Below are 26,827 nucleotides of genomic sequence, written 5' to 3'. Positions count from 1 at the left end.
GCAGGGCTCAGCGGATTTCGAAGATCGCGTCGATTTCAACCGCGACGCCCAGCGGCAGCGATCCGGCCGAGACGGCCGAGCGGGCATGGCGGCCGGCATCGCCCAGGGCGGCGACCAGGAAATCCGAGGCGCCGTTGATCACCTTGGGCTGGTCGGTGAAATCGGGGGCCGAGTTGACGAAGCCGGTCAGCTTGACCGCCCGCACCACGCGCGACAGATCGCCGCCGCAGGCCGCCTTCAGCTGCGCCAGCAGCGACAGTGCGCAGCATTTCGCCGCTTCGGCGCCCTGCTCGACCGTGACATCGACGCCCAGCTTGCCCTTGATCAGCCCATCGGCATTCTGGCTGATCTGGCCCGAGATATGCACCAGATTGCCGGTGATGACGAAGGGCACGTAATTCGCCGCCGGGGCCGGGGCGGCGGGCAGGGTGACGCCAAGCTGTTCAAGGCGGGATTCGATCGACATGGCGTTCTCCTGGTTCAGATGCGCCGCGACCCTAACGGCCGGTGCGGGGCAGGGCAAGGCGGCGGGACGCGCGCCCGATGCCGGCGGGGTCAGTTCTCGCGGAAGGCGAGATTGAAGTAATCAGTGAAGGGCTTCAGCAGATAGGCCGCGGGCGAGCGCGCCTCGGTCTGGATGAAGGCCTCGACCGGCATGCCGGGCAGCAGCGTCATGCCCCCCAGCTTGTCGACCTCGCCTTGCTGCAGCATGACCTCGATCCGGTAGAAGGACGCATGGGTGGTCTGGTCGGTGAAGGCATCGGCCGAGACCATGCTGATCCGGCCCTGCAGATGCGGCGTCGTGCGCGACGAGAAGGCCGAGAACACCAGTTCCACCCCCTGGCCGACATGGATCTCGTCGATATGGATCGGCGGCACCTGGGCCGAGATCAGCAGCGGCCGGTCCTGCGGCACGATATACAGCAGCGGATCGGCCGGGCGGACCACCGATTGCGGCGTGGTGACGGCCAGACCCAGCACCACCCCCGAGACCGGGGCGCGGATATCCAGCCTTGCGATTTCCTCGGCCAGGGCGCGGCGCTTTTCGGCCAGTTCCAGTTCCTGCGCGCCCAGATCGCGCAATTCGCTGGTCGCCTCTTCCCGGCGCACCACGGCGATACGGCCGATCTGCACCTGGTTTTCGGTGATGCGCTCTTCCGCCTCGGCGCGCTGCGAGGCCAGATCGCCGACCAGGCCCTGAAGCCGCGCCTCTTCGCGCTGCAGGGCCAGCACGGCCGAGGCCTGGGCAAGCCCCTTGTCCAGCAGCGATTGCTGATTGGCCAGTTCCTCGCGGATCAGCGAAAGCTGGGTCTTCAGCGCTTCGGATTGCGCGTCGATCCCTTCGATCTGCGAGTGGATCTGTTCGATGCGCTGGCCCAGCTGTTCGGCTTCGCGGGCCGAGGTGTCGGCCCGGGCGTCGAACAGTTTCGCCTGGCCCTCGACCTGTTCGGCCACTTCGGGGCGGGCGGCGGCATCGGCCAGAAGATCGGCGGGAAAGTCGATGGCGGCGGCGCCGTCGCGTTCGGCCTGCAGCCGGGCCTTGCGGGCGCGCAATTCGCTAAGCGTGCCATCGGCGATCGCGTATTCCGAGCGGATCTGCGCGCCGTCCAGTCGGATCAGCACGTCGCCGGCGGCGACGGTCTGGCCTTCGACCACCGCGATCTCTTTGACCACGCCGCCATCGGGATGCTGCACGACCTGGCGGTTCTGCTCGACCTCGACACGGCCCGAGGCGACGACCGCGCCCGAGATCGAGGCAAGGCTGGCCCAAAGACCGAAGCCGAAGACCAGGACGATCAGCGCCAGGAAGCCCTGGATCAGCGGGCCGCGCGATGACCAGGCGGGCCGGCCGCCGCCGGGTGCATCGGCGCTGACGGCATCGAAACGCGGGCCTGGCCGCGGGGCGGGCAGGGGCGGCACCGGCACCGGAAGGTCGCGCGGCAGGTCGCGGGGCGGGGCGGGATCGGCGGCAGGCGCGGCGGCGGTGGCGGGCGGGGCCGGCTGCGCCTGGGCGGGCGCGGCGGGGCCCGGCTGCGGCTGGGGTTGCGGCTGCGGTTGTGCGGGAAGGCCGACGGTCGGCCCGGTCGCCATTCCGGGCCCGATCGCGCCCATGCCGGCGCCAAAGCCCAGATGCACCGCGCCGGGCGGCACGGGCTGCGGTTCGGGCATCGCATCGGCTTGTGCGGCATCGGGGCGGCTTTTGTCGGCCTCGCTCATGACACGCCTCCCGGGGCGCTGGAGCGGGTGATCTCGCCCGCGTTCTTCACCGTCTCGCGCAGCACCTTCTCGCGCGGGCCCTGGGCCTGGACCAGCCCGTCCTTCAGCACCATCAGCAGATCGCATTCCTGAATGGCCGCGGGGCGATGCGCCATGATCAGCACGGCCCGCCCTTCGGCCTTGGCGGCGCGGATCGCCTGGTTCAGCGCCAGCGAGCCTTCATTGTCCAGGTTCGAATTCGGCTCGTCCAGGATCAGGATCACCGGATCGCCATAGAAGGCGCGCGCCAGGCCGACGCGCTGGATCTGCCCGCCCGACAGCCGCCCGCCCATGGTGGAAACCGGCGTGTCATAGCCCTGCGGCAGTTGCAGGATCATCTCATGCACGGCGGCCTTCTTCGCCGCCTCGACGATGCGGGCCGGATCGGCCTGGCCATCGAGCCGGGCGATGTTCTCGGCGATCGTGCCGTCGAACAGCGTCACCCGCTGCGGCAGATAGCCGATATAGCTGCCCAGCACGTCGGGATCGTATTGGTCCAGCGTGGCGCCATCCAACCGTACCCGCCCGGCCGAGGGCCGCCACAGCCCGATCAGCGCGCGCGCCAGCGTCGATTTGCCCGAGCCCGAGGCGCCGATCACCCCCATCGCCTGGCCCGGCATCAGCGTGAACGAGACGCCCCGCAGCGTGGGCTGCGTCTCGCCCGGGGGGACCACGACCAGGCCCTGGGCCTCCAGCCGGGCGGCGGGGCGCGGCAGGGCGGTGCGGACGGGTTCGGGCGGCATGTCGGACAGAAGCTGCGACAGCCGGTCGCGCGCGGCCCGGGCGCGGGTCAGCACCGACCATTGCGACACGGCAATCTCGATCGGCTGCAGGGCGCGGCCCATCAGCACCGAGCCCGCGATCATCGCGCCGGGCGACAGGTCGCCATGCAGGACCAGCCAGGCGCCCAGGCCCAGCATCGCCGATTGCAGGAACAGCCGGAAAGTGCGCGACAGCGAGGCGAAGGCCGAGGCGGTGTCGGTGGCGCCGGCGGCCTGGACCTGCGCCCTGGCGCGCAGCTGCTGCCAGCGGGCGAAGGCGTGGCCGGTCATGCCCAGGGCGCGGATCAGCTCGGATTCCGATTTCAGGTTCTCGGCCTGCCGGTCGGCCGCCAGGCCCGACAGCGTGGCCTGGTTCAGCCGCGCCTCGGTCATCGCCTGATTGGCCAGGGTGAACAGGAACAGCAGCGCCGCGCCGGCCAGGGCCAGAACCCCCATCCAGACATCGAAGACGAACAGGCCCGCGGCAAAGAACGGCGCCCAGGGCAGGTCCATCAGCGCGACCAGCAGCGGCGAGGTCCAAAGCCGTGCCACCGAATCCAGATCGCGCTGGGCGGAAAGCGCGTTGGTGTCGCGCGGGGCCACGGTCAGCCGGCGGAAGGCGGCCGACAGGACACGGCCATCCAGCGCCTCTTGAAAGCGCAGGCCGATCCGCGCCAGGACGCGCGCGCGGACATTGTCGAGAAGCCCCATGATCAGGAACAGGAAGGCCATCAGCAGGGTCAGCGCAACCAGCGTGGGCTCGGATCGCGACACAAGCACCCGGTCATAGACCTGCATCATGTAGATCGGCGCGGTCAGCATCAGCAGGTTGACGAAGACCGAAAACAGGAAGGCCGACAGAAAGGCCATGCGCGACAGGCGGCGGGCCGCTGTCAGTTCCGATCGGCCGCGGGCCCCGTCGTGCCGTGTCTCAAATGTCATTTTCAGGCCGATCCTTGCCGTCCCGGATATGGCTCTACGAATGGCGGTTGTCAGACGATAAGGCAAGCCGTAAGGCTTGCTGCCGGGCGTTGCTGCAGCTGCAGCGCAGGGCGCGGCATGGGACCCAGGCGGGACGGGCAAGGCAGGATGATGCGGATGGGCGCGGCAAGGTCGGTACGGTGCAAACCCGGTTCTGGACATGCGGCGCTTCTGGCGCTGCCGCTGGTGCTGGCGGCCTGCGCGGGGGGCACCAGCTCGCAAGGGATCTATGATCCGCTGGAACCTGCGAACCGGGCCGTGCATGGGCTGAACAAGGGGCTGGATACGGTCGCGGTGCGGCCGGTCTCCAAGGTCTATGGCACGGTCGTGCCCGAGCCGGTGCGGCAAAGCGTGTCGAACGTCGCCGATACGCTGTCGCAGCCCGGGATTTTCGCCAACCATCTGTTGCAAGGCAATATTCAGGATGCCGGAAGCACGGCCGCGCGCTTTGCGGTGAATGTGGTCTTCGGCATTGGCGGGCTGTTCGACGTGGCCGACGATGCGGGCATCCCCGATGCCAAGACCGATTTCGGCGAGACGCTGCATGTCTGGGGCGTGGGCGAAGGGCCCTATGTCGAATTGCCGGTCTTCGGCCCCTCGACCGCGCGCGATGCGGTGGGCACGGTGGTCGATATCGCCTTCGACCCGCTGAATTCGGTGTTCAAGGATGACGATGCCACGGCGATGACCGTGGTGAAGGCGCTTTCACGGCTTAATGATCGCTACCGTTATTCAAATACGGTGGATTCGATTCTATATGAAAGCGCTGACAGCTACGCGCAGGCGCGCCTTCTTTATCTGCAGAATCGCCGCTTCGAACTGGGCCAGGCCGAGCCTGGATCTGAAGGCGGCGCGGCCGGCGGTGGCGACGGTTTCATCGACCCCTACGAGGATCCCTATGGCCAGTAATCCCATGCTCTCCCGTCGGGCCTTTGTCGGCGCAGGCTTCGCCGCCGCGGCCGCGTTCGGCGCCCTGCCCGCCGCCGCCCTGAACACCGATCAGGCCCGTGCCCTGATCGACAAGGTGGTCGCCGAGGTGAATGCGGTGATCAGCTCGGGCAAGTCCGAAAAGCAGATGTACCCCGCCTTCGAGCAGGTCTTCGTGCGCTATGCCGATGTGCCGACCATTGCCCGGTCCGCCCTGGGCGTGGCCGCGCGTTCGGCAAGCCCGGCGCAGATGACCGCCTTCACCAAGGCCTTCCAGGGCTATATCAGCCGCAAATACGGCCGGCGCTTCCGCGAATTCATTGGCGGCAAGATCGAGGTCAACGATGCGCGGCCGCTGAAAAGCTATTCCGAGGTGATCTCGACCGCCTATCTGAAGGGCGAAAGCCCGTTCGAGGTGCGCTGGCATGTCAGCGACAAGGCGGGCAAGAGCCTGTTCTTCAACATCATCATCGAAGGCGTGAACATGCTGGCCTCGGAACGCACCGAGATCGGCGCCATGCTGGACAAGCGCCGCGGCGATGTGGATGCGCTGATCGAGGATCTGAAAAGGGTCTGACCCGGCGCTTTCCCTGCGCAAGGCAAAAGAAACGGCCCGTGTCCTGCGACACGGGCCGTTCTTCTGTGCAACCGGCGGGCGGGGGAGGAGAACCGCTGTGCCGGCGCCGAGGTGCCGGGACGGGGGAGGACCGTCCCGGCGAAGCTTGCGATCAGTAGTTGTAGGCGCGCTCGCCATGCGAGGTCAGGTCCAGGCCTTCGCGTTCGGCATCTTCCTTGACGCGCAACCCGGTCAGGGCCTTGACGATGAACAGGGCGATCACCGAGACGACGCCCGACCACAGGATGGTCACGACCACACCCTTGAACTGGGCAGCGACCTGGGCGCCCATCGTGCCGGCCTCGACGATGAAGCCCGTGCCGCCCAGCGAGGGGGCGCAGAGGATGCCGGTGCCGATGGCGCCGATGATCCCGCCGATGCCATGCACGCCGAAGACGTCAAGGCTGTCGTCATAGCCCAGCTTGTGCTTCACCGTGGTCACGAAGAAGTAGCAGGCGATGGCGGCGATGAAGCCCAGGACGATGGCGCCGACCGGACCGGTGGTGCCGCAGGCCGGGGTGATGGCCACAAGGCCGGCCACCATGCCCGAAGCCGCGCCCAGCATCGAGGCCTTGCCGCGGGTCAGCACTTCGATCAGGCACCAGCCGATGATCGCGCCGGCCGTGGCCAGGAAGGTGTTGATCATCGCCAGCGTGGCGCCCGCCGTGGCTTCCAGGTTCGAGCCGACGTTGAAGCCGAACCAGCCGACCCACAGCATCGAGGCCCCGACCATGGTCAGCGTCATCGAATGCGGCGCCATGTTGTCCTTGCCGTAGCCGACACGCTTGCCGATCATGATCGAGGCGACCAGCGCCGCGACACCGGCGTTGATATGCACCACGGTGCCGCCGGCAAAGTCGATCGCCGACCAGTTGTAGATCAGGCCCGCGGCATCCCAGACCATATGGGCGACCGGGAAATACGAGAAGGTCACCCACAGGACCGAGAACAGGATCGCCGCCGAGAATTTGATCCGCTCGGCAAAGCCGCCGATGATCAGCGCCGGCGTGATGGCAGCGAAGGTCATCTGGAAGGCGATGAACAGGTATTCCGGCAGGACGTAGCCTTCCGAGAAGGTCGCGGCGGTGCTGTCGACCGTCACGCCGGCCAGGAACATCTTGGCCAGACCGCCCCAATAGGGCGAGGTGCCGCCGCCGAAGGCGAAGGAATAGCCGTAGACGATCCAGATCACCATCACCACGGCGGCGATCAGCGTCGTCTGCATCAGGACCGACAGCATGTTCTTGGTGCGCACCAGGCCGCCATAGAACAGCGCCAGGCCCGGCACGGTCATGAACAGCACCAGCACGGTCGAGGTCATCATCCAGGCCACGTCGCCCTTGTCGATGACCGGCACCACCGCGGCAGCGGCTTCGGTGACGGTCTCGGTGGCGGCTTCGGTCGCCTCCTGCGCCCAGGCGGGCAGGCTGGCCATCAGCGCGGCCGAAAGCGCGCCCAGGCCGGCAAATGTGTTGCGGTAATTCATCTTGTCTCTGTCCCCTCTACCCCAGGGCGCTTACAGCGCTTCGTCATCGGTTTCGCCGGTGCGCACGCGCACGGCATGTTCCACGTCGAGGACGAAAATCTTTCCGTCGCCGATCTTGTCGGTCTTGGCGGTCGAGCGGATGGTCTCGACCACCTGGTCGGACAGCGCGTCGGCGACGACGATTTCAAGCCGGACCTTCGGCACGAAATTCACGGCATATTCGGCGCCGCGATAGATTTCGGTATGGCCGGATTGGCTGCCGAAGCCCTTGATCTCGGTCACCATCATGCCGCGCACGCCGATCGCGGTCAGCGCTTCGCGGACCTCGTCGAGCTTGAACGGCTTGATTGCTGCAATGATGAGTTTCACGTCCTTCCCCTCTGATTTTGTGCGGGCCCGGGAAGCGGGCCCTTGCTGAACACAAGGGCGTGCAATCGGCGTGCAGCACAAGAATAGGGCAGGGCTGAAGGCGGTGTTGCCGGCCAATACTGCACAAAAACTGTGCATACAGTGTCGTCGGCCCAAAATTTGGGCAAAGTTGACACGCGAATCGCCAGAGCATGGTCTTCGCATCGGACCCAAAGCAGGATAGATTCCGGCGCGAGAAGAACACGCACGAAACCGGCGGGCATACAGGCGATGGCGACAGGAAAAGGCGGCGGCGGGCGCCTGGTGGCGGATAGGCGTTATTCAGGCCAAGCTGCTGCAACACAAAAGAAATCGGCTCCGAAAAAGCCGCCGGCCCCCCGGCGGCCGCCGCGGCGCCAGCATGGGTTCCTGATGCGGGGTTTCCTGTTTCTGTGGCGGATGATCTGGGGCGTGCTGTGGCGCGTCACCGCGGTGGGCGCGCTGGTTCTGGCCGGCGCGGTCTTCTTCTTCTATGCCAAGCTGCCGCCCCTGGACGATCTGCTGGATGGCCGGGCCCGCGGCTCGGTCACGCTGCTTGATCGCGACGGCCAGGTCTTCGCCTGGCGCGGCGAGACCTTCGGCAGCAACCTGACGGCCGACAGCGTGTCGCCCCATCTGGTCAACGCGGTGGTGGCCACCGAAGACAAGCGCTTCTTCTGGCATCTGGGCGTCAGCCCGCGCGGCATCATCTCGGCCATCCGCATCAACCTGGCGGAAGGCCGCCGCCCGTTCGAGGGCAATGGCGGCTCGACCATCACCCAGCAGGTGGCAAAGCTTCTGTGCCTGGGCGTCGCCTATGATTCCGCGCAATGGAAGACCGAGGCCGCCTACGAGTCCGACTGCCGGTCCGGCGGCATGTGGCGCAAGATCAAGGAAGTGCCCTATGCCATGGCGATGGAGGTGAAATACTCCAAGAAGGACATTCTGACGATCTACTTCAACCGCGCCTATCTGGGCGCCGGCGCGCGCGGCTTTGAAGCGGCGTCGCAGCGCTATTTCGGCAAATCGGCGGCGGATGTGACCCCGGCCGAGGCGGCGATGCTGGCGGGGCTGTTGAAGGCGCCGTCGACCTATGCGCCGACCTCAAGCATGAAGCGGGCGCGCGACCGGGCGGCGGTGGTGATCGGGCTGATGCATGACCAGGGCTATCTGACCGATGCCGAGGCGCAGGATGCGCTGGACCATCCGGCCGAGCTGAGCCACGCGGCCAAGCAGAACACCGGCGGCTTCTTCGCCGATTGGGTGATGGAGACGACGCCCGATTATCTGGCGCGCGACACGACCGAAGACGTGACGATCGAGACGACGCTGGACCAGAAGCTGCAGGCCAAGGCCGAAGAGGCGCTGGCCTGGGTGTTCGAGAACAAGGTCAAGGCCGGGTCCAAGGCCCAGGCCGCCGTGGTGGTGATGAGCGCGGATGGCGCGGTGCGGGCCATGGTCGGCGGGCGCGACAAGCCGATGGCGGGCGATTTCAACCGCGCCACCCAGGCGCTGCGGCAGACCGGATCGGCCTTCAAGCCCTTCATCTACGCCGTCGCCATGGATCTGGGCTATTCGCCGCTGGATTATGTCGATGACAGCCCCTGGTCGATCTATGTCCCCGGCTCGGGCACCTATGCGCCGAAGAATTACGACGGCAAGTTCAAGGGCGTGATCACCCTGACCCAGGCCCTGGCCGAAAGCCGCAACATTCCGGCGGTGAAGATCCAGGAACTGGTGGGCCGCGATCTGGTGAAGAAGGTCGCAACCGAATTCGGCGTCGCGACCAATCTGGCCGATGGCCCGGCCCTGGCGCTGGGCGCCAGCGAATCGACGCTGATCGACATGACCGGCGCCTATGCGGGCATCCTGAACGGCGGCTCGTCGGTCACGCCTTACGGGTTGGTGGCGCTGAAGCTGAAGGGCGAGGATACCGCGCTGTTCGGCCAGGGCGGCGGCATCGGCGAGCGGGTGATCACCGAAACCGCCTCGCATGCGCTGATCTACATGATGACCCAGGTGATCGAGAAGGGCACCGGCACCCGCGCGCGGCTGGATGGGCGCGAGGCCGCGGGCAAGACCGGCACCACGAACTCGGCCCGCGACGCCTGGTTCGTGGGCTTCACCGCGGATTACGTGGTGGGGGTCTGGATCGGCTATGACGACAACACGCCGCTGACCGGCGTCACCGGCGGCGGTCTGCCGGCCGAGATCTGGCACGAAGTCATGGTGCGGATCAACGAAGGGGTCGAACCGAAGCCGCTGCCGAAAGAGATCCCGGCCAGCCGCTTCTCGCCCACGCCCGAGGGCTTTGCGCCGCCCGCCGGCACGGTGAACCCGAACGATTTCGTGCAGCCCGAGGAAGTGCCCTATTTCGACGGTTCGAACCCGCAGAAACCGGGCATGACCGAAGACGATCTGGCCGAGCAGATCCTCAGGGACGTGCTGGGCCAGGGGAACTGAACCGGGAAGGGGCGCACCGGCCGGCGCGCCCTTTCGCTTTGGTCTGTGTCAGCCGATGACCTTGGCGATCGCGGCGGCCAGGACCGGCACGGTCTGCGCGTTCAGCCCGGCAATGTTGATCCGGCTGTCGCCGACCATGTAGATCGCATGATCCTTGCGCAGGGTTTCGACCTGCGCCTCGGTCAGGCCCAGACGGCTGAACATGCCGCGATGGCTGGCCACGAAGTCGAAGCGGTCGGAATTCGTGGCCTTGCGCAGTTCGGCGGCCAGCTGCTTGCGCAGCCCCAGCATGTTCTGCCGCACCTCTTCCAGCTCGGCCTTCCAGTCGGCGGTCAGCGCGGCATCCTCCAGGATCATCGTCACCAGACGGGCGCCGTGATCGGGGGGGAAGCTGTAATTCTGCCGGTTCAGGAAGGCCAGATTGCCCTGCACCACCGCCTTGCGGTCGGGGCTGGTCAGCGCGATCAGAATGCCGGTGCGTTCGCGGTAGATGCCGAAATTCTTGCTGCACGAGGCCGCGATCAGCACTTCGGGGAAGGCGGCGGCCACTTTGCGCGTGGCATCGGCATCGGCATCCAGCCCATCGCCGAAGCCCTGATAGGCCAGATCGACCAGCGGCACCGCGCCGCGATCTTTCAGGACCGCAATCACCCGGTCCCAATCGGCCGGCGCCAGGTTCGCCCCGGTCGGGTTGTGGCAGCAGCCATGCAGCAGCACCGCATCGCCCGCAGCCACGCCCGCCAGATCCGCCAGCATCCCCTCGACATCGACGGTCGAGCTTTCGACGTCGAAATAGCGATAGGTGGCCGAAGCCATGCCCAGATATTTCACGATCGAGGGGTGGTTCGGCCAGGTCGGATTGCTCATCCACACCTTCGCGCCTGGCGCCGCCAGCTTGATCAGCTCCAGCGCCTGGCGGATCGCCCCCGTCCCGCCCGGCGTGGCAACCGAGGCCGCGCGGTCGGCAAAACCCTGGCCCAGGATCAGCCCGATCATCGCGGCATTATAGGCCGGCTCGCCGGCAAGCCCGGTATAGGTCTTGGTGGTCTCGACCTCCCACAGCTTCTTCTCGGCGGCCTTCACGGCGCGCATCACCGGGGTCAGCCCGGTCGGATCCTTGTAGACGCCGACGCCCAGGTCGATCTTCACCGGCCGCGGGTCTTCGCGGAACATCGAGATCAGCGCCAGGATCTTGTCCTGCGGCTGCGGGTTCAGGGCTTCGAGCATCGCCTTATCCTTTGCGAGCGGGGCCGGTTTCCACCGGCAGATCGTCATACATGCCCCATTCGGCCCAGGAGCCGTCATAAAGCGACCAGTCGCGATGGCCCAGCCGCTCCAGCGCCAGCGCCAGAACCGAGGCGGTGACGCCCGATCCGCAAGAGGTGATGACCGGCTGCGACAGGTCGACCCCGGCGGCTTCGAAGGCGGCTTTCAGGCCGGCGGCATCCTTCATCGTGCCATCGGCATTCAGCACCTGGCCGAAGGGAAGGTTCAGCGCGCCCGGGATATGCCCTGCGCGCAGGCCCGGCCGCGGCTCGGGCGCTTCGCCGGCGAAACGCGCGGCGGCGCGGGCGTCCAGCACCTGGGCATGGCCCAGCTTGGCGGCATGGGCGACCTGGGTCACATCGCGCACCAGATGGTTCTGGCGCGAGACGGTGATGTGCCGGTCGCGCAGCACCGGGGCCATGTCCTCCAGCGCCCGGCCCTCGGCCTTCCACTTGGGCAGGCCGCCATCCAGCACCGCCACATCCTGCTTGCCCATCAGCCGGAACAGCCACCAGACCCGCGCGGCGGAAAACAGCCCGGCGCCGTCATAGACCACCACCTGATGGCCATCGCCCACGCCCATGGCGCGCATGCGGCTGATGAACTTCTCGGGCGGCGGCGCCATATGCGGCAGGGCGCTGCGCTGGTCGCTGATCTCGTCGATGTCGAAGAAGCGCGCGCCCGGAATATGGCCCGCCTCGTATTCGGCACGCGCATTGCGGCCGGCATCGGGCAGATACCAGCTGGCATCCAGGATGCGCAGGTCGGGATCGTTCAGATGACGGGCCAGCCAGTCGGTCGAGACGAGCGTGCGCGGATCGTCCTGCAGGGCTTGGGTCATGAAGGCGCCTCGGGCGGTTGCGGTCTGCCGACCTATAGCCGCCCCGCGCCGCGTCGCCAAGGCTTTGCGCCCCCCTCGGCCCGGGCCGAAAGGGGCGCGGCCGGGCTTATTTGGCCAGGGCTTTCTTGACCAGGCCGGCGATCGCAACCAGCGCGCCGCCGCCCACACCGCCGCCCAGCAGGCTTTGCACGATGGTGCCGATGTCCAGGCTGGAGACCGCAGCGGCGGCATCGCCGGCACCGCCCAGGCCCAGCGCGGCCAGCAATTGGCCGCCGCCCAGCCCGCCGATCAGCCCGAGGACCGAGTTCACCACCGGCCCAAGCGAGCCGTTCTTCAACGCCGCCCCGGCGGCATTGCCGCCGATCAGGCCGGCAACCAGTTGCAGGATCAGTTCCATTTTCGATGCCCCATTCTGGCGACCGGACAGCCCGGCCGGCTCAGCGGGCAGAGTGTGACAGTTTGACGCCATAAAGGCAGGGGGAATCGGGGGGAATCGTTCCCATCCCGCAGGGGCAGCCTGGGCGCGCTGTTTCAGGCGCCTTGTTTCAGCAGCCGCGCCTTTTGCCGGTCCCAGTCGCGCTTGGCGCTGGTTTCGCGCTTGTCGGCCAGCTTCTTGCCCTTGGCGACGCCCAGCTTCAGCTTCACGATGCCGCGTTCGTTGAAATACAGCCGCAGCGGCACCACGGTCATGCCTTCGCGGGCCGTCGCATTCCACAGCCGGGACAATTCGCGTTTCGATACCAAAAGCTTGCGGCGGCGGCGTTCGTCATGGCCCCAGGTCTTGGCCTCGCGATAGGGGGCGATGTAGCCGTTGATCAGCCACAGCTCTCCGCCCTCGACCGAAGCGTAGCTGTCAGCGATGTTCGCGCCGCCCTGACGCAGGCTTTTGACCTCGGAGCCTTCCAGCACGATCCCAGCCTCAAGATCGCTTTCGATGTGAAAATCGAAGCGGGCGCGCCGGTTTTCGGCGATCAGCTTGGAATTGGGGTCGGATTTCTTGTCCATGATCCGACCCAGATAGGCGCGCGGCGGCGATCTGTCCAGTCGGGCTGTCCAGTCGGGCCGCGCGGCGCCGACCGGCCGGGTCAGAGGCTGCGATGGTGGCGCGCATCCAGGAAGACGCCCGCGGCGCGGGCCTGCAGCCGCGGATAGGCCGAGACCGCATCGGGCCGCACGCCCGGGCAGCGCAGCAGCACGCCGGATTGGGCCCAAACCGCCTCTTCCTCGGCGAAGATCGGGGTGACGATTTCCACCCGGCGCGGCGTGGCGGCGCGGCTGACGCCGGGGCGGCCGGCCAGGGTTTCGGCCGAAAGGCAGGCATAGGGCGCGTCGGTCAGGCCCATCGTGTCCAGCAGCAGATCCTGCCCCGGCATCAAGAGCAGGTCCGAGCAGGCATCGAACGTGCCGCCCGCGATGCGGATCACCGGCTCGCCCGGCAGAACCTCGCGCCGGTTCATCGCCACGATCCGCGCCAGCCCGCCATCCAGCGTGTGCAGGCTGTCGCCGATGTGCAGGGTTTCGATCGCGCGCCAGCCGGTTTCGGTTTCAACACGGGTGCCGGCCACCAGGCCAAAGCCGGTGGGGGCCGCGGCGTCCTGGCTGGCATCCTGGGCCTGGATCGGGTCCGAGGCGAAGCGGGTGATGTCTTGCATGAACATGACAGCGATCTTTCCTCGATCCCCCCGAAGGGGAGGTTGTGGGGTGGTTGTTGCCATCTTGTGGCCGGTCCCGCTGTTAAGACTTGCGGCATCCTGACCGGCCTGCTGCCCAATTGCTTCCCCAATTCGACCATTTTCGTGCCCTGATTAGGGCGTAATTGTGTCAGACCGCGCAAATTCGAAACGATTGCCGGCCGCCAGGGCGAACCGGGGCCAAGGCGCTTTGCCCTTCAGCCTTTGGTAACCAATAAATCCATAAAATTCAGCGTATTGAGCGACAAATCTGGGCCATCCCGCCGCCCGGGCGCCGCTGATTCGACATGGTTGTCGGGCGCGCGCCGGGGCCCGGATCGCTGGCCACCGCCGCTGCTGCACCATTGTTGCGCGACAGGCGCGCTATCCACGCCGCGACAGGCCGTAAAGCCCGGCCAGAACGATGACGGCGCCGCCCAGGATGGTCAGCGCATCCGGCCGCTCGCCCAGGACCAGCGCGGCCAGAAGCAGCGCGAAGACCAGCCGCGTGTAGCGGAAGGGCGTGACCGAGGCGACGCTGCCGGTGCGCATGGCGCCGGTCAGCATGTGATAGCCGAAGACGCCAAAGACGGTGGCGCCCAGAACCAGCCCCGCTTCGGGCAGGGCCGGCATCCGCGCCCCGCCGGTGACGGCCAGCATCGACGCCCCGGCGATGGCCAGCATGGAAAAGCCCAGCGTGCCCAGTTGCCGGTTCGACAGCACTTTCGGCGCCGCCCGCGTGGCCAGATCGCGCCCGGCAAAGCCCAGCATCCCCGCCACGGCCAGCAGCGACAGGACCGAGAAGCCTTCGACCCCGGGGCGCAGCACCACCATCACGCCGGCCAGCCCCGCCAGCACCGCCGCCCAGCGCCGCCAGCCGACCTGCTCGCCGAACAGCAGCGCCGCGCCGGCGATCACCACCAGTGGCGTCGCCTGCAGGATGGCCGAAGTCGTCGACAGGGGCGTCAGCGCCAGCGCCAGCGCATAGAACAGCCGGCCCGAGATCTCGAAGCCCGACCGCAGCAGCATGGCGCGGCCCAGAAGGGCGCGGGGAAAGACCTGCTCGCCCCGCCGCGCCGACAGAAGCGCGAAGAAGCCCAGGCCCAGAAGGCCCATGGTCAGGATGATCTGGCCCGGCGGCAGATGCACCGAGGCGGATTTCACGAACAGATCCTCGACGGCAAAGCCGGCCATCGAGGCGGTCATGAAGCCCGCCCCGCGCAGATTTGCGGCCCGGGCGAGCGCTTCGGTCAGTTGATCAGCCCCGCATGACGCATGGCCGCAGTGATGCGGTCCTTGGTGCCCTGGGTCAGCCCGACCAGCGGCAGGCGCACCTCTTCGGTGCAGCGGCCCAGCAGCGACAGGCCGTATTTCGCCCCGGCCAGACCCGGCTCAAGGAAGATCGCCTCATGCAGCGGCATCAGCCGGTCCTGATAGGCCAGCGCGGTGGCATAATCGCCGCGCAGCGTGGCGGCCTGGAATTCGGCGCAAAGTTTCGGCGCGACATTCGCAGTCACCGAGATGCAGCCCGTGCCGCCCTGGGCGTTGAAGCCCAGCGCGGTCGCATCCTCGCCCGAGAGCTGGATGAAATCCTTGCCGCAGGTTGCGCGCTGCTGGCTGACCCGCTCGATCTTGCCGGTCGCATCCTTGACGCCGACAATCCGCGGCAGCTTGGCCAGCTGGCCCATCGTGTCGGGCAGCATGTCCACGACCGAGCGGCCGGGGATGTTGTAGATGATGATCGGCAGGCTGCAGCAATCGTGCAGCGCGGTGAAATGCGCTATCAGCCCGGCCTGGGTCGGCCGGTTGTAATAGGGCGTGACGACCAGCGCCGCCTGGGCGCCGACCTTCTCGGCATGGCGGATCAGCCGGATCCCTTCGGCGGTGTTGTTCGACCCCGCCCCCGCGATCACCGGCACCCGGCCGGCGGCGAACTTGACCACCGCCTCGACCACGGCCTCATGTTCTTCATGGCTCAGCGTCGGGCTTTCGCCCGTCGTGCCCACCGGCACCAGGCCCGACGAGCCTTCGGCGATCTGCCAGTCGACAAGTTTTTTCAGCGTCTCCATGTCCACAGCGCCGTCCTTGAACGGCGTGACCAGGGCAGGCATTGACCCCTTGAACATGACACGCATCCTTTTGTCGCGGCGGGCGACCACCGCCTGCCTCCGCTGGCCTCCATAATGCGGGCCGAAGGCCTTGCCAAGCGCCTGCGGCGGCCCGTCTGCGCCTGCCCACGGGATCGTGGCTTGTCGTCGCCGGGCGGCTGCGCCAGATTCCGGGCCATGTCCTTTGTCCTGCGCCTTGTCCTGACCGTCCTGCTTCTTGCCACCCCCGCCCGCGCCGATCAGGTGCAGGCGATGAAAACCGCGTTGCAACTGGCCGCGGGCAAGCAATGGGAGGCGGCGCTGTCCACCGCGCCGCCGGGGGTGGGGCGGGACGTGATCCTGTGGCAATGGCTGCGCACGGGCGAGGGCCGGCTGGGCGATTACGAAGATTTCCTGAAGCGCCGCCCCGACTGGCCGGGCCTGCCCTTTCTGAAGCAGAAGGGAGAAGAGGCCGCGGCGCGGTCGGAAACCCCGCAGCGGGTGCTGGGCTATTTCGGCAACGCGGCGCCGGCCACTGCCAAGGGCGCGATCGCGCTGGTGCGGGCGGCGCTGGCCACCGGCAGCCCGGCCCGGGCCGAGACCGAGGCGATGGCGGCCTGGGCCAGCCTGCCCTTCACCGCCGAGGAAGAGACGGCGCTGCGCGCGCTGATGCCCGAGGCGGTGAAGGCTGCCGACGCGATGCGGCTGGAAAACCTGCTCTGGGACGGCCGCCGGGCCGAGGCGCTGCGGCTTTTGCCGCAGATGGATGCGGATGTGCAGAAGCTTGCCCGCGCCCGGCTGGCCTTGCGCGCCGAAGAGGCGGGGGTCGATACGCTGGTCGCGGCGGTGCCCCAGCGGCTGCAGCGCGATCCGGGGCTGTTGTATGAACGCTTCGTCTACAGGATGAAGAAGAACAATTACGACGGCGCGGCCGAACTGGCCCTTGGGCTGAAGCCCGAGGATCTGGGCCGGCCCGAGGCCTGGGCGCCCCGCCGCGCCACGCTGGCGCGCTGGCTGATGCGGCAGGGCCGGGCGAAGGACGCGCTGGCGCTGGCCTCGCAGCACGGGCTGACGCGCGGCTCGGCCTATGCCGATCTGGAATTCCTGTCGGGCTTCATCGCGCTGCGCAAACTGGCCGATCCGGCGCGGGCGCTGCGGCATTTCAACCATCTGCGCGAGGGTGTCTCGACCCCGATCTCGATGGCGCGCGGCGAATACTGGAAGGGCCGCGCCGAAGAGGCGGCCGGCCGCAAGCCCGAGGCCGAGGCGCATTACAAGGCCGCCGCCCGCCACCAGACCGCGTTTTACGGGCTTCTGGCGGCGGAACGGCTGGGGCTGGATCTGGACGCGACGCTTCTGTCCGACACGCGGCCGGCCGACTGGCGGCAATCGCGTTTCGCCAATGCCTCGGTCCTGGTGGCGGCGCGGCTTCTGGCCGAGGCCGGCGACCGGACGCTGGCCAAGCGCTTCATCCTGCATCTGGGCGAAGGCCTGTCGGATGCCGAACTGGCGCAGCTGGCCGATATGGCGATGCAGATGAACGAGCCGCATATCGCGGTTCTGGTCGGCAAGGCCGCCGCCGAGCGCGGGGTGATCCTGCCCTTCGCCTATTACCCCGTGCCCGATCTGGTGCCGGCCGAGGGGCTGAAGGTCAGCCGGGCGCTGGCTTTGGCGATCGCGCGGCGCGAAAGCGAATTCGACCCGGCGGCGCGGTCGCATGCCGATGCGCGCGGGCTGATGCAGGTCTTGCCCTCGACCGCGAAACACATGGCCGAGGATCTGGGGATCGAATTCGAGTCAGCCAAACTGATGACCGATCCGGCCTATAACGCCCGGCTCGGCTCGGCCTATCTGGCGAAGATGGTGGAAGAATTCGGCCCGTCGATCGCGCTTGTCGCTTCGGGCTACAATGCCGGCCCCGGCCGGCCGCGGCGCTGGATCACCGAATTCGGCGACCCGCGCGATCCGGCGGTGGATGTGATCGACTGGATCGAGACCGTGCCTTTCGAGGAAACCCGCACCTATGTGATGCGGGTGACCGAGGGCGTGGTGATCTATCGCGCCAAGCTGAAGGGCGCCGCGGGCCCGGTGCGGATCACGCCCGAGTTGCGCGGCTGAGGCGCCTGTGGCGGCGTCGGATGCCTCCGGCGGGGATATTTTTGCAGAGAGGAAGGCGGCAGGAAGAAAGCCGCATTGGCCTTCCTCTCTGCAGAAATATCCCGGGGGGAGGGCGGAGCCCGGGGGGCAGAGCCCCCCTCTTTTCGCACGGGCAGAGCCCCCTCTATTGGCAGGGGCAGCGCTCCGGTTCAGACCCGGTGATAGGGCGATCCGGAAAGGATGGTGGCGGCGCGGTACAGCTGTTCGGCCAGCATGACCCGCACCAGCATATGCGGCCAGACCATGCGCCCGAAGCTGATCGCCAGATCGGCGCGGGCGCGCAGGTCCGGCGCCAGCCCGTCGGCGCCACCGATCAGGAAGGCCGCATCCTGCCGCCCGCCATCGCGCCAGCCCGCCAGCTGGGCGGCGAGATCGGGCGAGGTCAGCTGCAGGCCGCGTTCGTCCAGAATGCACAGGACGGCGCCCGCCGGCACCGCGCGCGCCAGAAGCTGCGCCTCGGCCTGCATGCCGCCGCCCTTGCGGTCTTCGACCTCATGCTCGGCAACCGGGCCCAAGCCAAGGGCCCGGCCCGTCTTGCCCAGACGGTCGAGGTAATCGTCGATCAGCACCCGCTCGGGCCCGGCCCGCAGCCGGCCCACGGCGCAGAGATGCAGCCGCATCAGGCCTTGCTGGCAGAGATCGGCCGTGCCGCCGCCTGATCCGCCGGCATCCACATCTTTTCCAGCTGGTAGAAATCGCGCACTTCCGGGCGGAAGACATGGACGATCACGTCGCCGGTGTCGATCAGCACCCAGTCGCCGGTTTCCCGCCCTTCCATCTTCACATTGATCCCGAAGGCCTGTTTCAGCCGGTCGGCCAGTTTCTCGGCGATCGCCGCGACCTGGCGGGACGACCGGCCCGAGCAGATCACCATGTGATCGGCCACGTCCGAACGGCCGCGCAGGTCGATCGACACGATCTCCTCGGCCTTGTCGTCATCGACCGAGGCCAGCACGGCCGCGAGGATCTGTTCGGATGTGACATCGTCGGGCGCGAGGCGCGCTTCGCGCGGGGCGGTCGGAAGCCCCGTCTTGGGGTCAGAATGGGACAGGACTTGGGTCCTCCAGATGGCGCGCCGTCCACGTGCCCCGGCGCCGGGCTGTTCCCAAACTAGCGCGCAGCGACGCCGATCTCAACAAATCCGGGAAGGGGCCGGGCAATACTGCCGAAACGCCGCAGGCGCAAGGGGGCGGGGCGGAGCCGGCGGTTTCAGGGCCGGATCTCGACCGGGGTTCCCAGATCCACCACCGCCCAGATCTCGCGGATCTCGGCATTGGTCAGGGCGATGCAGCCGGCCGTCCAGTCGCCGGGCAGGGCCTGGCCGTCGGGGAGCGCATTGGGCTGGCCGTGGATCATGATGTCGCCGCCCGGCGCATAGCCGCCGGCCCGGGCCCGGGCGCGGTCTTCGGGGCGAGGATAGTCGATCCCCAGCGACAGCGTATAGGCCGAGCCGGGATTGCGCCGGTCGATGGTGAAGCGGCCCTCGGGCGTGCGGCCATCGCCCTCGCGTTCCTTGTCGCCTTCGGGGGCAAAGCCCAGGGCGATGCGATAGGTCCGCAGGCTTTGCCCGCCGCGGAGCAGCGTCATCCGGCGGGCGGATTTCTCGATCAGCACCAGATCGACGGGTCCAGAGATCGGGCCAGAAATCGGGCCAGAAAGCGGGTCCTCCGGCGGGGCGGGCGGGCCGCGCCAGATCAGCGCCGCCGCCGCGATCACCGCCAGAAGCGTCAGCGCCGCGAAAAGCCGGCCAAGGCCTCGCCGCATCTATTGCAGATCGGCAAAGACCGCGGTCAGCCGTTCCACCGCCTCTTCCACCTGGGCCCGCGGCGCGCCCAGATTGAAGCGCAGATGGCTGGCGCCGCCCTGGCCGAAGGCCTCGCCGTAATTGGTGGCGATCTTGGCCTGCCCCTCGACCCGGGCGCGGATTTCCTCGGCCGTCATGCCGGTGCCCGAGAAATCGACCCAGGCCAGATAGGTGGCTTCCAGCGGCATCGAGGACAGGCCCGGCAGCGCATTCACCGCCGCATCGAAGATCCGGCGATTGCCATCGAGATAGGCCATCAGCCCATCGACCCAGGCCGCCCCCTCGGGCGAATAGGCCGCCGTCACCATCTGCATGCCGAAACTGTTGGGCGAGATGCCCATGGCGTTCATCCGCCCGGCAAAGCGCTTGCGCAGCGCCTCATCGGCGATGGTGACATTGCCGGTATGGGCGCCGGCGATGTTGAAGGTCTTGGTCGCGGCGGTCATCATCACCAGCCGGTCCTGCGCCTCGGGCGCGGCAAGCGTCATCGGCAGATGCCGCGGCCCGCCCGGAAAGACCAGATCGGCATGGATTTCATCCGAGACCAGCACCAGATCGTGGCGCTTGCAGAACTCGGCCACCGCCTGCAATTCGTCGCGCGACCAGACCCGCCCGCCGGGATTGTGCGGCGAGCAGAGGATCAGCATGGTCTCGCGCCCGGTCAGGCAGGTTTCCCAGGCGGCGAAATCCATCTCGTGCCGGCCGTTCACCACCGCCAGCGGGCATTCGGTGACCTCGCGCCCGGCGGCGCGGATGATGCGGGCGAAGGCGTGATAGACCGGGGTCATCAGCACCACCGCATCGCCCGGCTTGGTGAAGGCGTCGATGCACAGCGCCGTGCCATTCACCAGCCCATGGGTGGTGAAGATATGCGCGGGATCGGGCGACCAGCCGTGCCGGGTTTCCATCCACCAGCGGATCGCGGCCAGATAGGCGGCATCATCGCCGAAATAGCCGTAGATGCCATGGTCCAGCATCTTCTGCAGCGCCTTCTGCACCACGGCGGGTGGGCGAAACTCCATGTCGGCCACCCACATGGCCAGGCCTTCTTCGGGGGAAAGCCCGTAAAGGCTTTGCATCATGTCCCATTTCGCACAATGGGTTCCCTGGCGGGAAATCGGCGTGTCAAAGTTCATGATCGGCACTGCTGCTGGTTGGGTCCGGCTGATTTGATACGGGGGCGGCGGGCGGAAGTCACCCGCGAAAGTCATATCAGGGGGGGCGCGCGGCGGGTCATGCTTCGGGGTCTTGCGTCGGGCGGGGGGCTTCCCCTAGATCAGGGGCATGATCCGTCCCATCCTGATCCATCCCGACCCGCGCCTGAAAAAGCCCTGTGCGCCTGTCACCGACATCACCGATGAGGTGAAGCGGCTGGCGGCCGACATGCTGGAAACCATGTATGACGCGCCGGGCGTGGGTCTGGCCGCGCCGCAAGTGGGCGTGAACAAGCGGGTTCTGGTGATGGATTGCATCAAGGACGGCCCGCCCGAGCCGATGGTGCTGATCAATCCCGAAACGGTCTGGGCCTCGGAAGACGTGTCGACCTATGAGGAAGGCTGCCTGTCGATCCCCGAGCAATATGCCGAGGTCAAGCGGCCCGCCGCCGTCACCGTGCGCTGGACCGATCTGGACGGCGCGCCGCAGGAACGCACCTTCGAAGGGCTGTGGGCGACCTGCGTGCAGCATGAGATGGACCATCTCGATGGCAAGCTGTTCATCGATTATCTGGGCCCGCTGAAGCGGCAGATGATCACCCGCAAGATGGAAAAGCTGAAGCGCGAGCGCGCGCGCGGGTTCTGACGCGCGCCGCCCATGCGCCCGCGGCCCCGGCCTTCGCGCCTGCGGACGCGGCCTTGGCCGATAGGCCCCGGCCTTAGCCGATCGGGGTCGTGCCGCCGCCCATGGCCTTCAGCCGCTCGATCAGCGGGGCGATCTTCGGGCCTTCGGTCGCGCAGGTCTCGGGCCGGTCCAGCGCGTCGAAGGCGGGCCCGTAAAAGCCGCTGTCATAGGCGGCCGTGTCCAGTTTCAGCGCGGCGGCGACCAGATCGGCGGTGCCGGTGATCAGCGCCCATTCGCCATCCGTCAGCCGGAAGCCGTCGCAATTCATCCCCACCACATTGGCCAGCACCAGCTGATGCAGGAAGGCCTCGTCCGCCACGCGCGCCACGCTGCCCGGATCGGGCAGGGCGACGGTCACCCCGCCATCGGCCAGGGCGGGCGCGGCAAGGGTCAGCGACAGAAGGGCGGCGGTCAGGGGCTTGTGCATCGGAGCCTCGGGCAGGGGTGACTTCACCCGGTGATAGCGCTAAGTCCGGCGCCACACAGCTGAGGTATTCCGTATGATCCTGCCGATCCTGCGCTGGCCCGATGTCCGGCTTTCCAGCCCTTGCGAGCCCGCCCTGCCGGGGCCGGCCCTGACGGCTCTGGCCGAAGACATGCTTGAGACGATGTATGCCGCGCCCGGCCGCGGTCTGGCCGCGCCGCAGGTGGGGCAGCTGATCCGGCTGTTCGTGATGGATGTCAGCTGGAAAGAGGGCACACCGGCGCCCCTGGTGATGGCGAACCCCGAAATCCTCTGGCGGTCCGAGGCGGTGGTGACCGGCCCCGAGGGCTGCCTGTCGATCCCGGGCCCGACGGTGCAGGTGACCCGCGCGGCCGAGATCCGGCTGCGCTGGCAGGGGCTGGACGGTGCGGTGCAAGAGGCGCTGCTGCAGGGCTTTGCCGCGATCTGCGCCCAGCATGAATATGACCATCTGGACGGCATCCTGACGCTGGACCGGCTGGCGCCGGAAGACCGCGCCCGGGCCGAGGCCGAGGTGCTGGCATGACCGCGCGGATCTGCATTCCCTGGCCCGCGCAGGTGCTGCGCCAGCCCGCCGCCGATGTGGCCGAGATCACCGAAGACGTGCGCGCGATCTGGCGCGACATGGTCGATACGATGGAGGCGATGCCGGGTTACGGCCTGGCCGCGGTGCAGATCGGCGTGCCGCTGCGGCTGGCGGTGGTCGACTGTTCCGAGGCGCGGGGGCAGGCGGTGCTGATGGCCAACCCCGAGGTGCTGCATGCCAGCGTGCAGCTGCGCGAGCATGAAGAGGCCAGCCCCAACCTGCCCGGCGTCTCGGCGGTGATTTCCCGGCCGCGCGCGGTGACGGTGCGGTTCCTGAATGCCGAAGGGCAAGTGGAAGAGCGCGATTTCGTCGGGCTCTGGGCCACAAGCGCGCAGCATCAGATCGACCATCTGGCGGGCAAGATGTATTTCGACCACCTGTCCAGCGTGAAACGCAAGATGCTGATCGCCAAGGCGGAAAAGCTGCGGAGGCGCGGATGAAGCTGGTGTTCATGGGCACGCCCGATTTCTCGGTGCCCGTTCTTCAGGCCCTGGCCGCGCGGCATGAGATCCTGTGCGTCTACACCCAGCCGCCCCGGCCCGCCGGGCGGGGCAAGGCGCTGCGCCCCTCGCCGGTGCAGGCCGCGGCCGAGGCCTTGGGTCTGCCGGTGCGCCATCCGGTGACGCTGCGCGATCCGCAGGCGCAGGCCGAATTCGCGGACCTGGGCGCCGATGCGGCAGTGGTGGTGGCCTATGGGCTGATCCTGCCGCAGCCGGTGCTGGATGCGCCGCGTCTGGGCTGTCTGAACATCCATGCCTCGCTTCTGCCGCGCTGGCGCGGGGCGGCGCCGATCCAGCGGGCGATCATGGCGGGCGATGCCGAGACCGGCGTCTGCATCATGCAGATGGAGGCGGGGCTGGACACCGGGCCGGTGCTGTTGCGCGAGGCGCTGGCGATCGGGGCCGAGGAAACCGCGGCCGGGTTGCATGACCGGCTGTCGGCGCTGGGCGCGCGGCTGATCGTTCAGGCGCTGGAGCGGCTGCCCGATCTGGTGGCCGCGCCGCAGCAGCCTGAGACCGGCGTGACCTATGCCGCCAAGATCGACAAGGCCGAGGCGCGGGTGGATTTCACCCGCCCGGCGGTCGAGGTTGACCGGCTGATCCGCGGCCTGTCGCCCTTCCCCGGCGCCTGGGTGCAGATCGGGGCCGAGCGGGTCAAGCTCTTGCGCGCGCGCCTGGCCGAAGGCGGCGGGGTGCCGGGGCAGGTTCTGTCGGGCTTCACCATCGCCTGCGGGACCGGCGCGGTCGAGGTGACCGAGGCGCAGCGCGAGGGCAAGCGGCCGATGCCGGCGGCCGAGGTGCTGAAGGGGCTGGTCCTGCCAGAAACGCTGGGCTGAGGCCGGGCCGTTTTTGCGCGACGGGGGGAAGGCCCACCTTTCGCCGCCGCGGTCGAGCCCCCATATTCCTTGTCAGGAAAGGGGGGCCCGAGCATGGCCTTTGTCTGGTTGATCATCATCGGCATCGCGGCCGGGTTCCTGGCAACGCGGATCATGCGGGTCGATGCCGACCTGCCCACCACCATTGCGATTGGCATCGTCGGTGCGCTGATCGGCGGGCTGGTGCTGCGGCTGCTGATCGTGGCTTTCGCGACGGCGGCGGGCTTTGTCGGCGCGCTTCTGGGGGCGGTGGCGCTGATCTGGGCCTGGAAGACCTGGATCAGATAGGCGCGTCAGGACAGCCGGCCTAAGACAGGCGGCGGGCGATGTCCTTCAGCCCCGAGGCGCTGCCGTCCCACAGCAACTGCCCCTGCCAGGCGGCAAACAGCGCCTGCGCGCCCGAGCGCGCCTTGTCGCCCTGGCCCAGCCGGCGGATCAGCGCCGCCTCGACCGCGGCGCGCCAGTCGGCTGCGCGCGCCCGCGCCTGCGCGTCGCGATTGCCGAGCATCAGCAAAAGCGGCGCCTCCGAGGCGTCGATCAGCTTCAGATAGCCCTGCGGCCCCTTGTCGGCCGCGGCCTGGTCGGCCTGGGCGCTCGCCTCGATCAGCGCATCCCAGCCGGCGATGGCGGCGGCGGCCAGCATGCCCTCGACCGAGCGATAGCGCTGGGCCAGCGTCGAGGGCGCCAGTCCGGCGGCCTGCCCGACACTGCCGAAGCTGACCGCCTTCTCGCCCTTTGCGGCGTAAAGGCCGCGGGCCAGGGCCAGAACTTCGGTATCGGGGATCGAGCGGGTACGGGGCATGGGCCGAGGCTAGGCGAACATGCGTTCGCCTTCAACCCTGCCGTGCGGGGGGTTAGGATGCGGGCGCGGCTTTCGGCTTGAACGGCGCCATGCCGGCCCGGGCCAGCGCATCGGCGCGTTCATTCTCGGCATGGCCGGCATGGCCCTTGATCCAGCGCCAGGTGACCTGATGGGTGGCCTGTGCCGCATCCAGCCTTTGCCACAGCTCGGCATTCTTGACCGGCGCCCTGGCGGCCGTGCGCCAGCCATTGCGCTTCCAGCCATGGATCCATTCGGTCACGCCGTTCTTCACATAGGCGCTGTCTGTGACGATGGTCAGGGCCGAGGGCCGGGTCAGGCTTTCCAGCGCCGAGATCGCCGCCATCAGCTCCATCCGGTTGTTGGTGGTCTGCGCCTCGCCGCCTTTCAGCTCGCGCTCCTTGATCACCGCGCCGCCTTCGCGCGCCAGCAGCAGCACCCCCCAGCCGCCGGGGCCGGGATTGCCCGAGCAGGCGCCATCCGTATAGGCGAAAAGATCGGCCATGCTCAGCCCGCCTTCGCGCGGCGCTGGGCAGCGTCGATCGCGCCCTTGGGGGTGTAATCGGCCAGAAGCGTCAGGATCGCCCGGACCCGGACATAGTCCTGATCTACCGGGAAGCCCGGCAGGGCAATGTCCTTGCCCGCGACGGACACGCTGCCCCAGCTGGACCCGCCGCCAACCGGCGGGTTGGGATCGGGCTGGGGCGGGGCTTCGGCCAGACCGGCAAGAAGCGGCACCAGCTTTTCCTGCAGTGCCGCATAATCGGCCTGCGACAGGCGGCGCGACACCGTGGCGCAGCCGGGCGCCTCCTGCGCATAGCCCTTGCAATACTCCACCGTCACGCGGCGATCGGTGGTGAAGGTCACCGTATAATCCCAGGCATGGTCCGGCGGAAGCGCGCCGGAACTGCTGCCCCAGCGCGCGAAAGCCGTGACATCCTGGGCGCGCAGCGGCGCGGCCAGGGCCAGGCAGAACAGCAGGATCGCGGCGGCCTGCGGCACAAGCGGGCGCAGCGCCAGAAGCGGGGCCAGGGCCATCAGGCGCTCTCCACCGGGGCGCGCAGGATGCGCGGCACCTTGAACTCGATCGCCTCGACCGCGGTTTCCACCTGCTCGACCGTGACCGCATAGCGGTCGCGGAAAGCGGCGATCACCTCGTTCACCAGCACTTCGGGCGCGCTGGCCCCGGCGGTCACGCCCACCGCCCGGATGCCCTGAAGCGCGCGCCAGTCGATATCGGCGGCGCGCTGGACCAGCATCGAATAGCTGCAGCCGGCGGCGCGGCCGACCTCGACCAGGCGCTTGGAATTCGAGGAATTGGGCGCCCCGATCACCAGAAGCGCGTCGATCTGCGGCGCCATGGCCTTGACCGCGGCCTGGCGGTTGGTGGTGGCATAGCAGATGTCGTCATGCGCGGGCACCTGGATCGCCGGGAAACGCGCCTTCAGCGCGGCGGCGATTTCAGCCGTGTCATCGACGGAAAGCGTGGTCTGGGTGATCAGCGCCAGCCGGCCCGGATCGCGCACGTCCAGGCGGGCCACATCCTCGACCGTCTCGACCAGCAGCACCTCGCCCGGCGGCAGTTGGCCCATGGTGCCGATGGTCTCGGGGTGGCCCTCATGGCCGATATAGATCAGCTGCGTGCCGGCCTCGGCATGGCGGGCGGCTTCGTTATGCACCTTGGTGACCAGGGGGCAGGTTGCATCGACCGCGATCATCTCGCGCCGCGACGCCTCGGCCGGTACCGATTTCGGCACGCCATGGGCGGAAAACACCACCGGCCGGTCGGGCGGGCATTCGTCCAGTTCCTCGACGAAGACAGCGCCCTTGGCGCGCAGGCCTTCAACCACGAAGCGGTTATGCACGATTTCGTGCCGGACATAGACCGGGGCGCCCCATTTCTGCAGCGCCATCTCGACGATCTTGATCGCACGGTCCACGCCCGCGCAAAAGCCGCGCGGGGCTGCGAGATATAGGGTCAGGGCGGGGTTGTCCGTCATGCGCGCCAGTCCGGTTGCCTGGGGGCAGAGGTAGGGGCAAAG

General features: G+C 68.2%; 30 protein-coding genes. 9 read left to right on the top strand and 21 right to left on the bottom strand.

Annotation, left to right across the window (positions count from 1 at the left end; translation table 11 throughout):
* Positions 1–7: 7 nt before the first annotated feature.
* From K1Y73_RS02295 to K1Y73_RS02285, 3 genes are all read right to left on the bottom strand, one after another.
* Entirely contained in the window at positions 8–466 is a 459-nt protein-coding gene (locus K1Y73_RS02295; protein WP_225026297.1) for a RidA family protein, read from the bottom strand.
* 89 nt (positions 467–555) lie between these two features.
* The gene (locus tag K1Y73_RS02290; protein ID WP_404819052.1) at positions 556–2,091 is read right to left on the bottom strand and encodes an HlyD family type I secretion periplasmic adaptor subunit; all 1,536 of its coding nucleotides are present in this window, start codon (positions 2,089–2,091) and stop codon (positions 556–558) included.
* Between the two features lie 122 nt (positions 2,092–2,213).
* Complete coding sequence (locus tag K1Y73_RS02285) at positions 2,214–3,959, bottom strand: type I secretion system permease/ATPase (protein WP_225026296.1); 1,746 nt, start codon at positions 3,957–3,959, stop codon at positions 2,214–2,216.
* A 156-nt stretch (positions 3,960–4,115) separates the two neighbouring features.
* Here K1Y73_RS02285 and K1Y73_RS02280 point away from each other — a divergent pair, with 156 nt between their 5' ends.
* The gene (locus K1Y73_RS02280) at positions 4,116–4,907 is read left to right on the top strand and encodes an MlaA family lipoprotein (RefSeq protein WP_225026295.1); all 792 of its coding nucleotides are present in this window, start codon (positions 4,116–4,118) and stop codon (positions 4,905–4,907) included.
* Positions 4,897–5,502 carry an MlaC/ttg2D family ABC transporter substrate-binding protein gene (locus tag K1Y73_RS02275; RefSeq protein ID WP_404819049.1) on the top strand — a complete coding sequence of 202 codons (606 nt, stop codon included), beginning with the start codon at positions 4,897–4,899 and terminating at the stop codon, positions 5,500–5,502. Before K1Y73_RS02280 ends, K1Y73_RS02275 begins: the two co-directional genes overlap by 11 nt.
* 151 nt (positions 5,503–5,653) lie before the next feature.
* On the opposite strand, the gene K1Y73_RS02270 is transcribed toward K1Y73_RS02275, so the two are convergent.
* A complete protein-coding gene (locus K1Y73_RS02270) occupies positions 5,654–7,027 on the bottom strand; it encodes an ammonium transporter (protein ID WP_225026294.1) in 1,374 nt (457 codons plus the stop codon).
* 30 nt (positions 7,028–7,057) lie between these two features.
* The gene (locus tag K1Y73_RS02265; protein ID WP_225026293.1) at positions 7,058–7,396 is read right to left on the bottom strand and encodes a P-II family nitrogen regulator; all 339 of its coding nucleotides are present in this window, start codon (positions 7,394–7,396) and stop codon (positions 7,058–7,060) included.
* 270 nt (positions 7,397–7,666) lie between these two features.
* On the opposite strand from K1Y73_RS02265, the gene K1Y73_RS02260 reads away from it, so the two are divergent.
* Positions 7,667–9,877: a transglycosylase domain-containing protein gene (locus K1Y73_RS02260; RefSeq protein ID WP_225026292.1), complete on the top strand. Its 2,211-nt coding sequence runs from the start codon at positions 7,667–7,669 to the stop codon at positions 9,875–9,877.
* A gap of 48 nt (positions 9,878–9,925) precedes the next feature.
* Here K1Y73_RS02260 and K1Y73_RS02255 read toward each other — a convergent pair whose 3' ends face one another.
* The 7 genes from K1Y73_RS02255 to dapA form a co-directional block, all read right to left on the bottom strand.
* Positions 9,926–11,104, bottom strand: a complete 1,179-nt coding sequence (locus tag K1Y73_RS02255) for an amino acid aminotransferase (RefSeq protein WP_225026291.1) — start codon at positions 11,102–11,104, stop codon at positions 9,926–9,928.
* A gap of 4 nt (positions 11,105–11,108) precedes the next feature.
* Positions 11,109–11,972 (bottom strand): 3-mercaptopyruvate sulfurtransferase, encoded by an 864-nt coding sequence (sseA, locus tag K1Y73_RS02250; RefSeq protein ID WP_225026379.1) that lies wholly within the window; start codon positions 11,970–11,972, stop codon positions 11,109–11,111.
* A 118-nt stretch (positions 11,973–12,090) separates the two neighbouring features.
* A complete protein-coding gene (locus tag K1Y73_RS02245; RefSeq protein ID WP_225026290.1) occupies positions 12,091–12,381 on the bottom strand; it encodes a hypothetical protein in 291 nt (96 codons plus the stop codon).
* A 134-nt stretch (positions 12,382–12,515) separates the two neighbouring features.
* Complete coding sequence (gene smpB / locus K1Y73_RS02240) at positions 12,516–12,989, bottom strand: SsrA-binding protein SmpB (RefSeq protein ID WP_225026289.1); 474 nt, start codon at positions 12,987–12,989, stop codon at positions 12,516–12,518.
* Positions 12,990–13,069: 80 nt separating this feature from the next.
* Positions 13,070–13,642 (bottom strand): Hint domain-containing protein, encoded by a 573-nt coding sequence (locus tag K1Y73_RS02235; RefSeq protein ID WP_225026288.1) that lies wholly within the window; start codon positions 13,640–13,642, stop codon positions 13,070–13,072.
* A 396-nt stretch (positions 13,643–14,038) separates the two neighbouring features.
* Positions 14,039–14,860, bottom strand: a complete 822-nt coding sequence (locus K1Y73_RS02230) for a DMT family transporter (protein ID WP_225026287.1) — start codon at positions 14,858–14,860, stop codon at positions 14,039–14,041.
* Positions 14,861–14,904: 44 nt separating this feature from the next.
* Positions 14,905–15,780 (bottom strand): 4-hydroxy-tetrahydrodipicolinate synthase, encoded by an 876-nt coding sequence (gene dapA, locus K1Y73_RS02225; RefSeq protein ID WP_225026286.1) that lies wholly within the window; start codon positions 15,778–15,780, stop codon positions 14,905–14,907.
* A gap of 159 nt (positions 15,781–15,939) precedes the next feature.
* Here dapA and K1Y73_RS02220 point away from each other — a divergent pair, with 159 nt between their 5' ends.
* Complete coding sequence (locus tag K1Y73_RS02220; RefSeq protein ID WP_225026285.1) at positions 15,940–17,859, top strand: lytic transglycosylase domain-containing protein; 1,920 nt, start codon at positions 15,940–15,942, stop codon at positions 17,857–17,859.
* 188 nt (positions 17,860–18,047) lie between these two features.
* Here the strand turns inward: K1Y73_RS02220 and rlmH are convergent, their stop codons facing one another.
* From rlmH to K1Y73_RS02200, 4 genes are all read right to left on the bottom strand, one after another.
* Positions 18,048–18,518: a 23S rRNA (pseudouridine(1915)-N(3))-methyltransferase RlmH gene (gene rlmH / locus K1Y73_RS02215; RefSeq protein ID WP_225026284.1), complete on the bottom strand. Its 471-nt coding sequence runs from the start codon at positions 18,516–18,518 to the stop codon at positions 18,048–18,050.
* The gene (rsfS, locus tag K1Y73_RS02210; protein ID WP_404819048.1) at positions 18,518–18,853 is read right to left on the bottom strand and encodes a ribosome silencing factor; all 336 of its coding nucleotides are present in this window, start codon (positions 18,851–18,853) and stop codon (positions 18,518–18,520) included. The genes rlmH and rsfS overlap by 1 nt, the downstream gene beginning before the upstream one ends.
* Positions 18,854–19,107: 254 nt before the next feature.
* Positions 19,108–19,662, bottom strand: coding sequence for a L,D-transpeptidase family protein (locus tag K1Y73_RS02205; RefSeq protein ID WP_225026283.1), 555 nt, complete (start codon positions 19,660–19,662; stop codon positions 19,108–19,110).
* A complete protein-coding gene (locus K1Y73_RS02200; RefSeq protein ID WP_225026282.1) occupies positions 19,663–20,838 on the bottom strand; it encodes a MalY/PatB family protein in 1,176 nt (391 codons plus the stop codon).
* Positions 20,839–20,986: 148 nt separating this feature from the next.
* Here K1Y73_RS02200 and def (K1Y73_RS02195) point away from each other — a divergent pair, with 148 nt between their 5' ends.
* A complete protein-coding gene (def, locus tag K1Y73_RS02195) occupies positions 20,987–21,502 on the top strand; it encodes a peptide deformylase (RefSeq protein WP_225026281.1) in 516 nt (171 codons plus the stop codon).
* A 73-nt stretch (positions 21,503–21,575) separates the two neighbouring features.
* On the opposite strand, the gene K1Y73_RS02190 is transcribed toward def (K1Y73_RS02195), so the two are convergent.
* Complete coding sequence (locus K1Y73_RS02190; protein WP_225026280.1) at positions 21,576–21,968, bottom strand: hypothetical protein; 393 nt, start codon at positions 21,966–21,968, stop codon at positions 21,576–21,578.
* 73 nt (positions 21,969–22,041) lie between these two features.
* On the opposite strand from K1Y73_RS02190, the gene def (K1Y73_RS02185) reads away from it, so the two are divergent.
* From def (K1Y73_RS02185) to K1Y73_RS02170, 4 genes are all read left to right on the top strand, one after another.
* On the top strand, positions 22,042–22,530 hold the full coding sequence (gene def / locus K1Y73_RS02185) for a peptide deformylase (protein WP_225026279.1): 489 nt from the start codon (positions 22,042–22,044) through the stop codon (positions 22,528–22,530).
* Positions 22,527–23,030, top strand: a complete 504-nt coding sequence (def, locus tag K1Y73_RS02180) for a peptide deformylase (protein WP_225026278.1) — start codon at positions 22,527–22,529, stop codon at positions 23,028–23,030. The genes def (K1Y73_RS02185) and def (K1Y73_RS02180) overlap by 4 nt, the downstream gene beginning before the upstream one ends.
* Positions 23,027–23,926 carry a methionyl-tRNA formyltransferase gene (gene fmt / locus K1Y73_RS02175; protein ID WP_225026277.1) on the top strand — a complete coding sequence of 300 codons (900 nt, stop codon included), beginning with the start codon at positions 23,027–23,029 and terminating at the stop codon, positions 23,924–23,926. Before def (K1Y73_RS02180) ends, fmt begins: the two co-directional genes overlap by 4 nt.
* Before the next feature lie 93 nt (positions 23,927–24,019).
* Entirely contained in the window at positions 24,020–24,253 is a 234-nt protein-coding gene (locus K1Y73_RS02170) for a GlsB/YeaQ/YmgE family stress response membrane protein (protein ID WP_225026276.1), read from the top strand.
* 19 nt (positions 24,254–24,272) lie between these two features.
* Here K1Y73_RS02170 and K1Y73_RS02165 read toward each other — a convergent pair whose 3' ends face one another.
* The 4 genes from K1Y73_RS02165 to ispH are packed head-to-tail and all read right to left on the bottom strand — an operon-like array spanning position 24,273 to position 26,785.
* A complete protein-coding gene (locus K1Y73_RS02165) occupies positions 24,273–24,767 on the bottom strand; it encodes a transcriptional regulator (protein WP_225026275.1) in 495 nt (164 codons plus the stop codon).
* Between the two features lie 52 nt (positions 24,768–24,819).
* Positions 24,820–25,290, bottom strand: coding sequence for a ribonuclease HI (gene rnhA, locus K1Y73_RS02160; RefSeq protein ID WP_225026274.1), 471 nt, complete (start codon positions 25,288–25,290; stop codon positions 24,820–24,822).
* A gap of 2 nt (positions 25,291–25,292) precedes the next feature.
* Positions 25,293–25,823, bottom strand: a complete 531-nt coding sequence (locus K1Y73_RS02155) for a hypothetical protein (protein ID WP_225026273.1) — start codon at positions 25,821–25,823, stop codon at positions 25,293–25,295.
* Positions 25,823–26,785, bottom strand: coding sequence for a 4-hydroxy-3-methylbut-2-enyl diphosphate reductase (gene ispH / locus K1Y73_RS02150; protein ID WP_225026272.1), 963 nt, complete (start codon positions 26,783–26,785; stop codon positions 25,823–25,825). Before ispH ends, K1Y73_RS02155 begins: the two co-directional genes overlap by 1 nt.
* Positions 26,786–26,827: the final 42 nt, after the last annotated feature.

Source organism: Xinfangfangia pollutisoli (assembly GCF_020179405.1).
GTDB lineage: Bacteria > Pseudomonadota > Alphaproteobacteria > Rhodobacterales > Rhodobacteraceae > Pseudogemmobacter > Pseudogemmobacter pollutisoli.
This window is presented reverse-complemented; position numbering and strand designations above follow the sequence as displayed.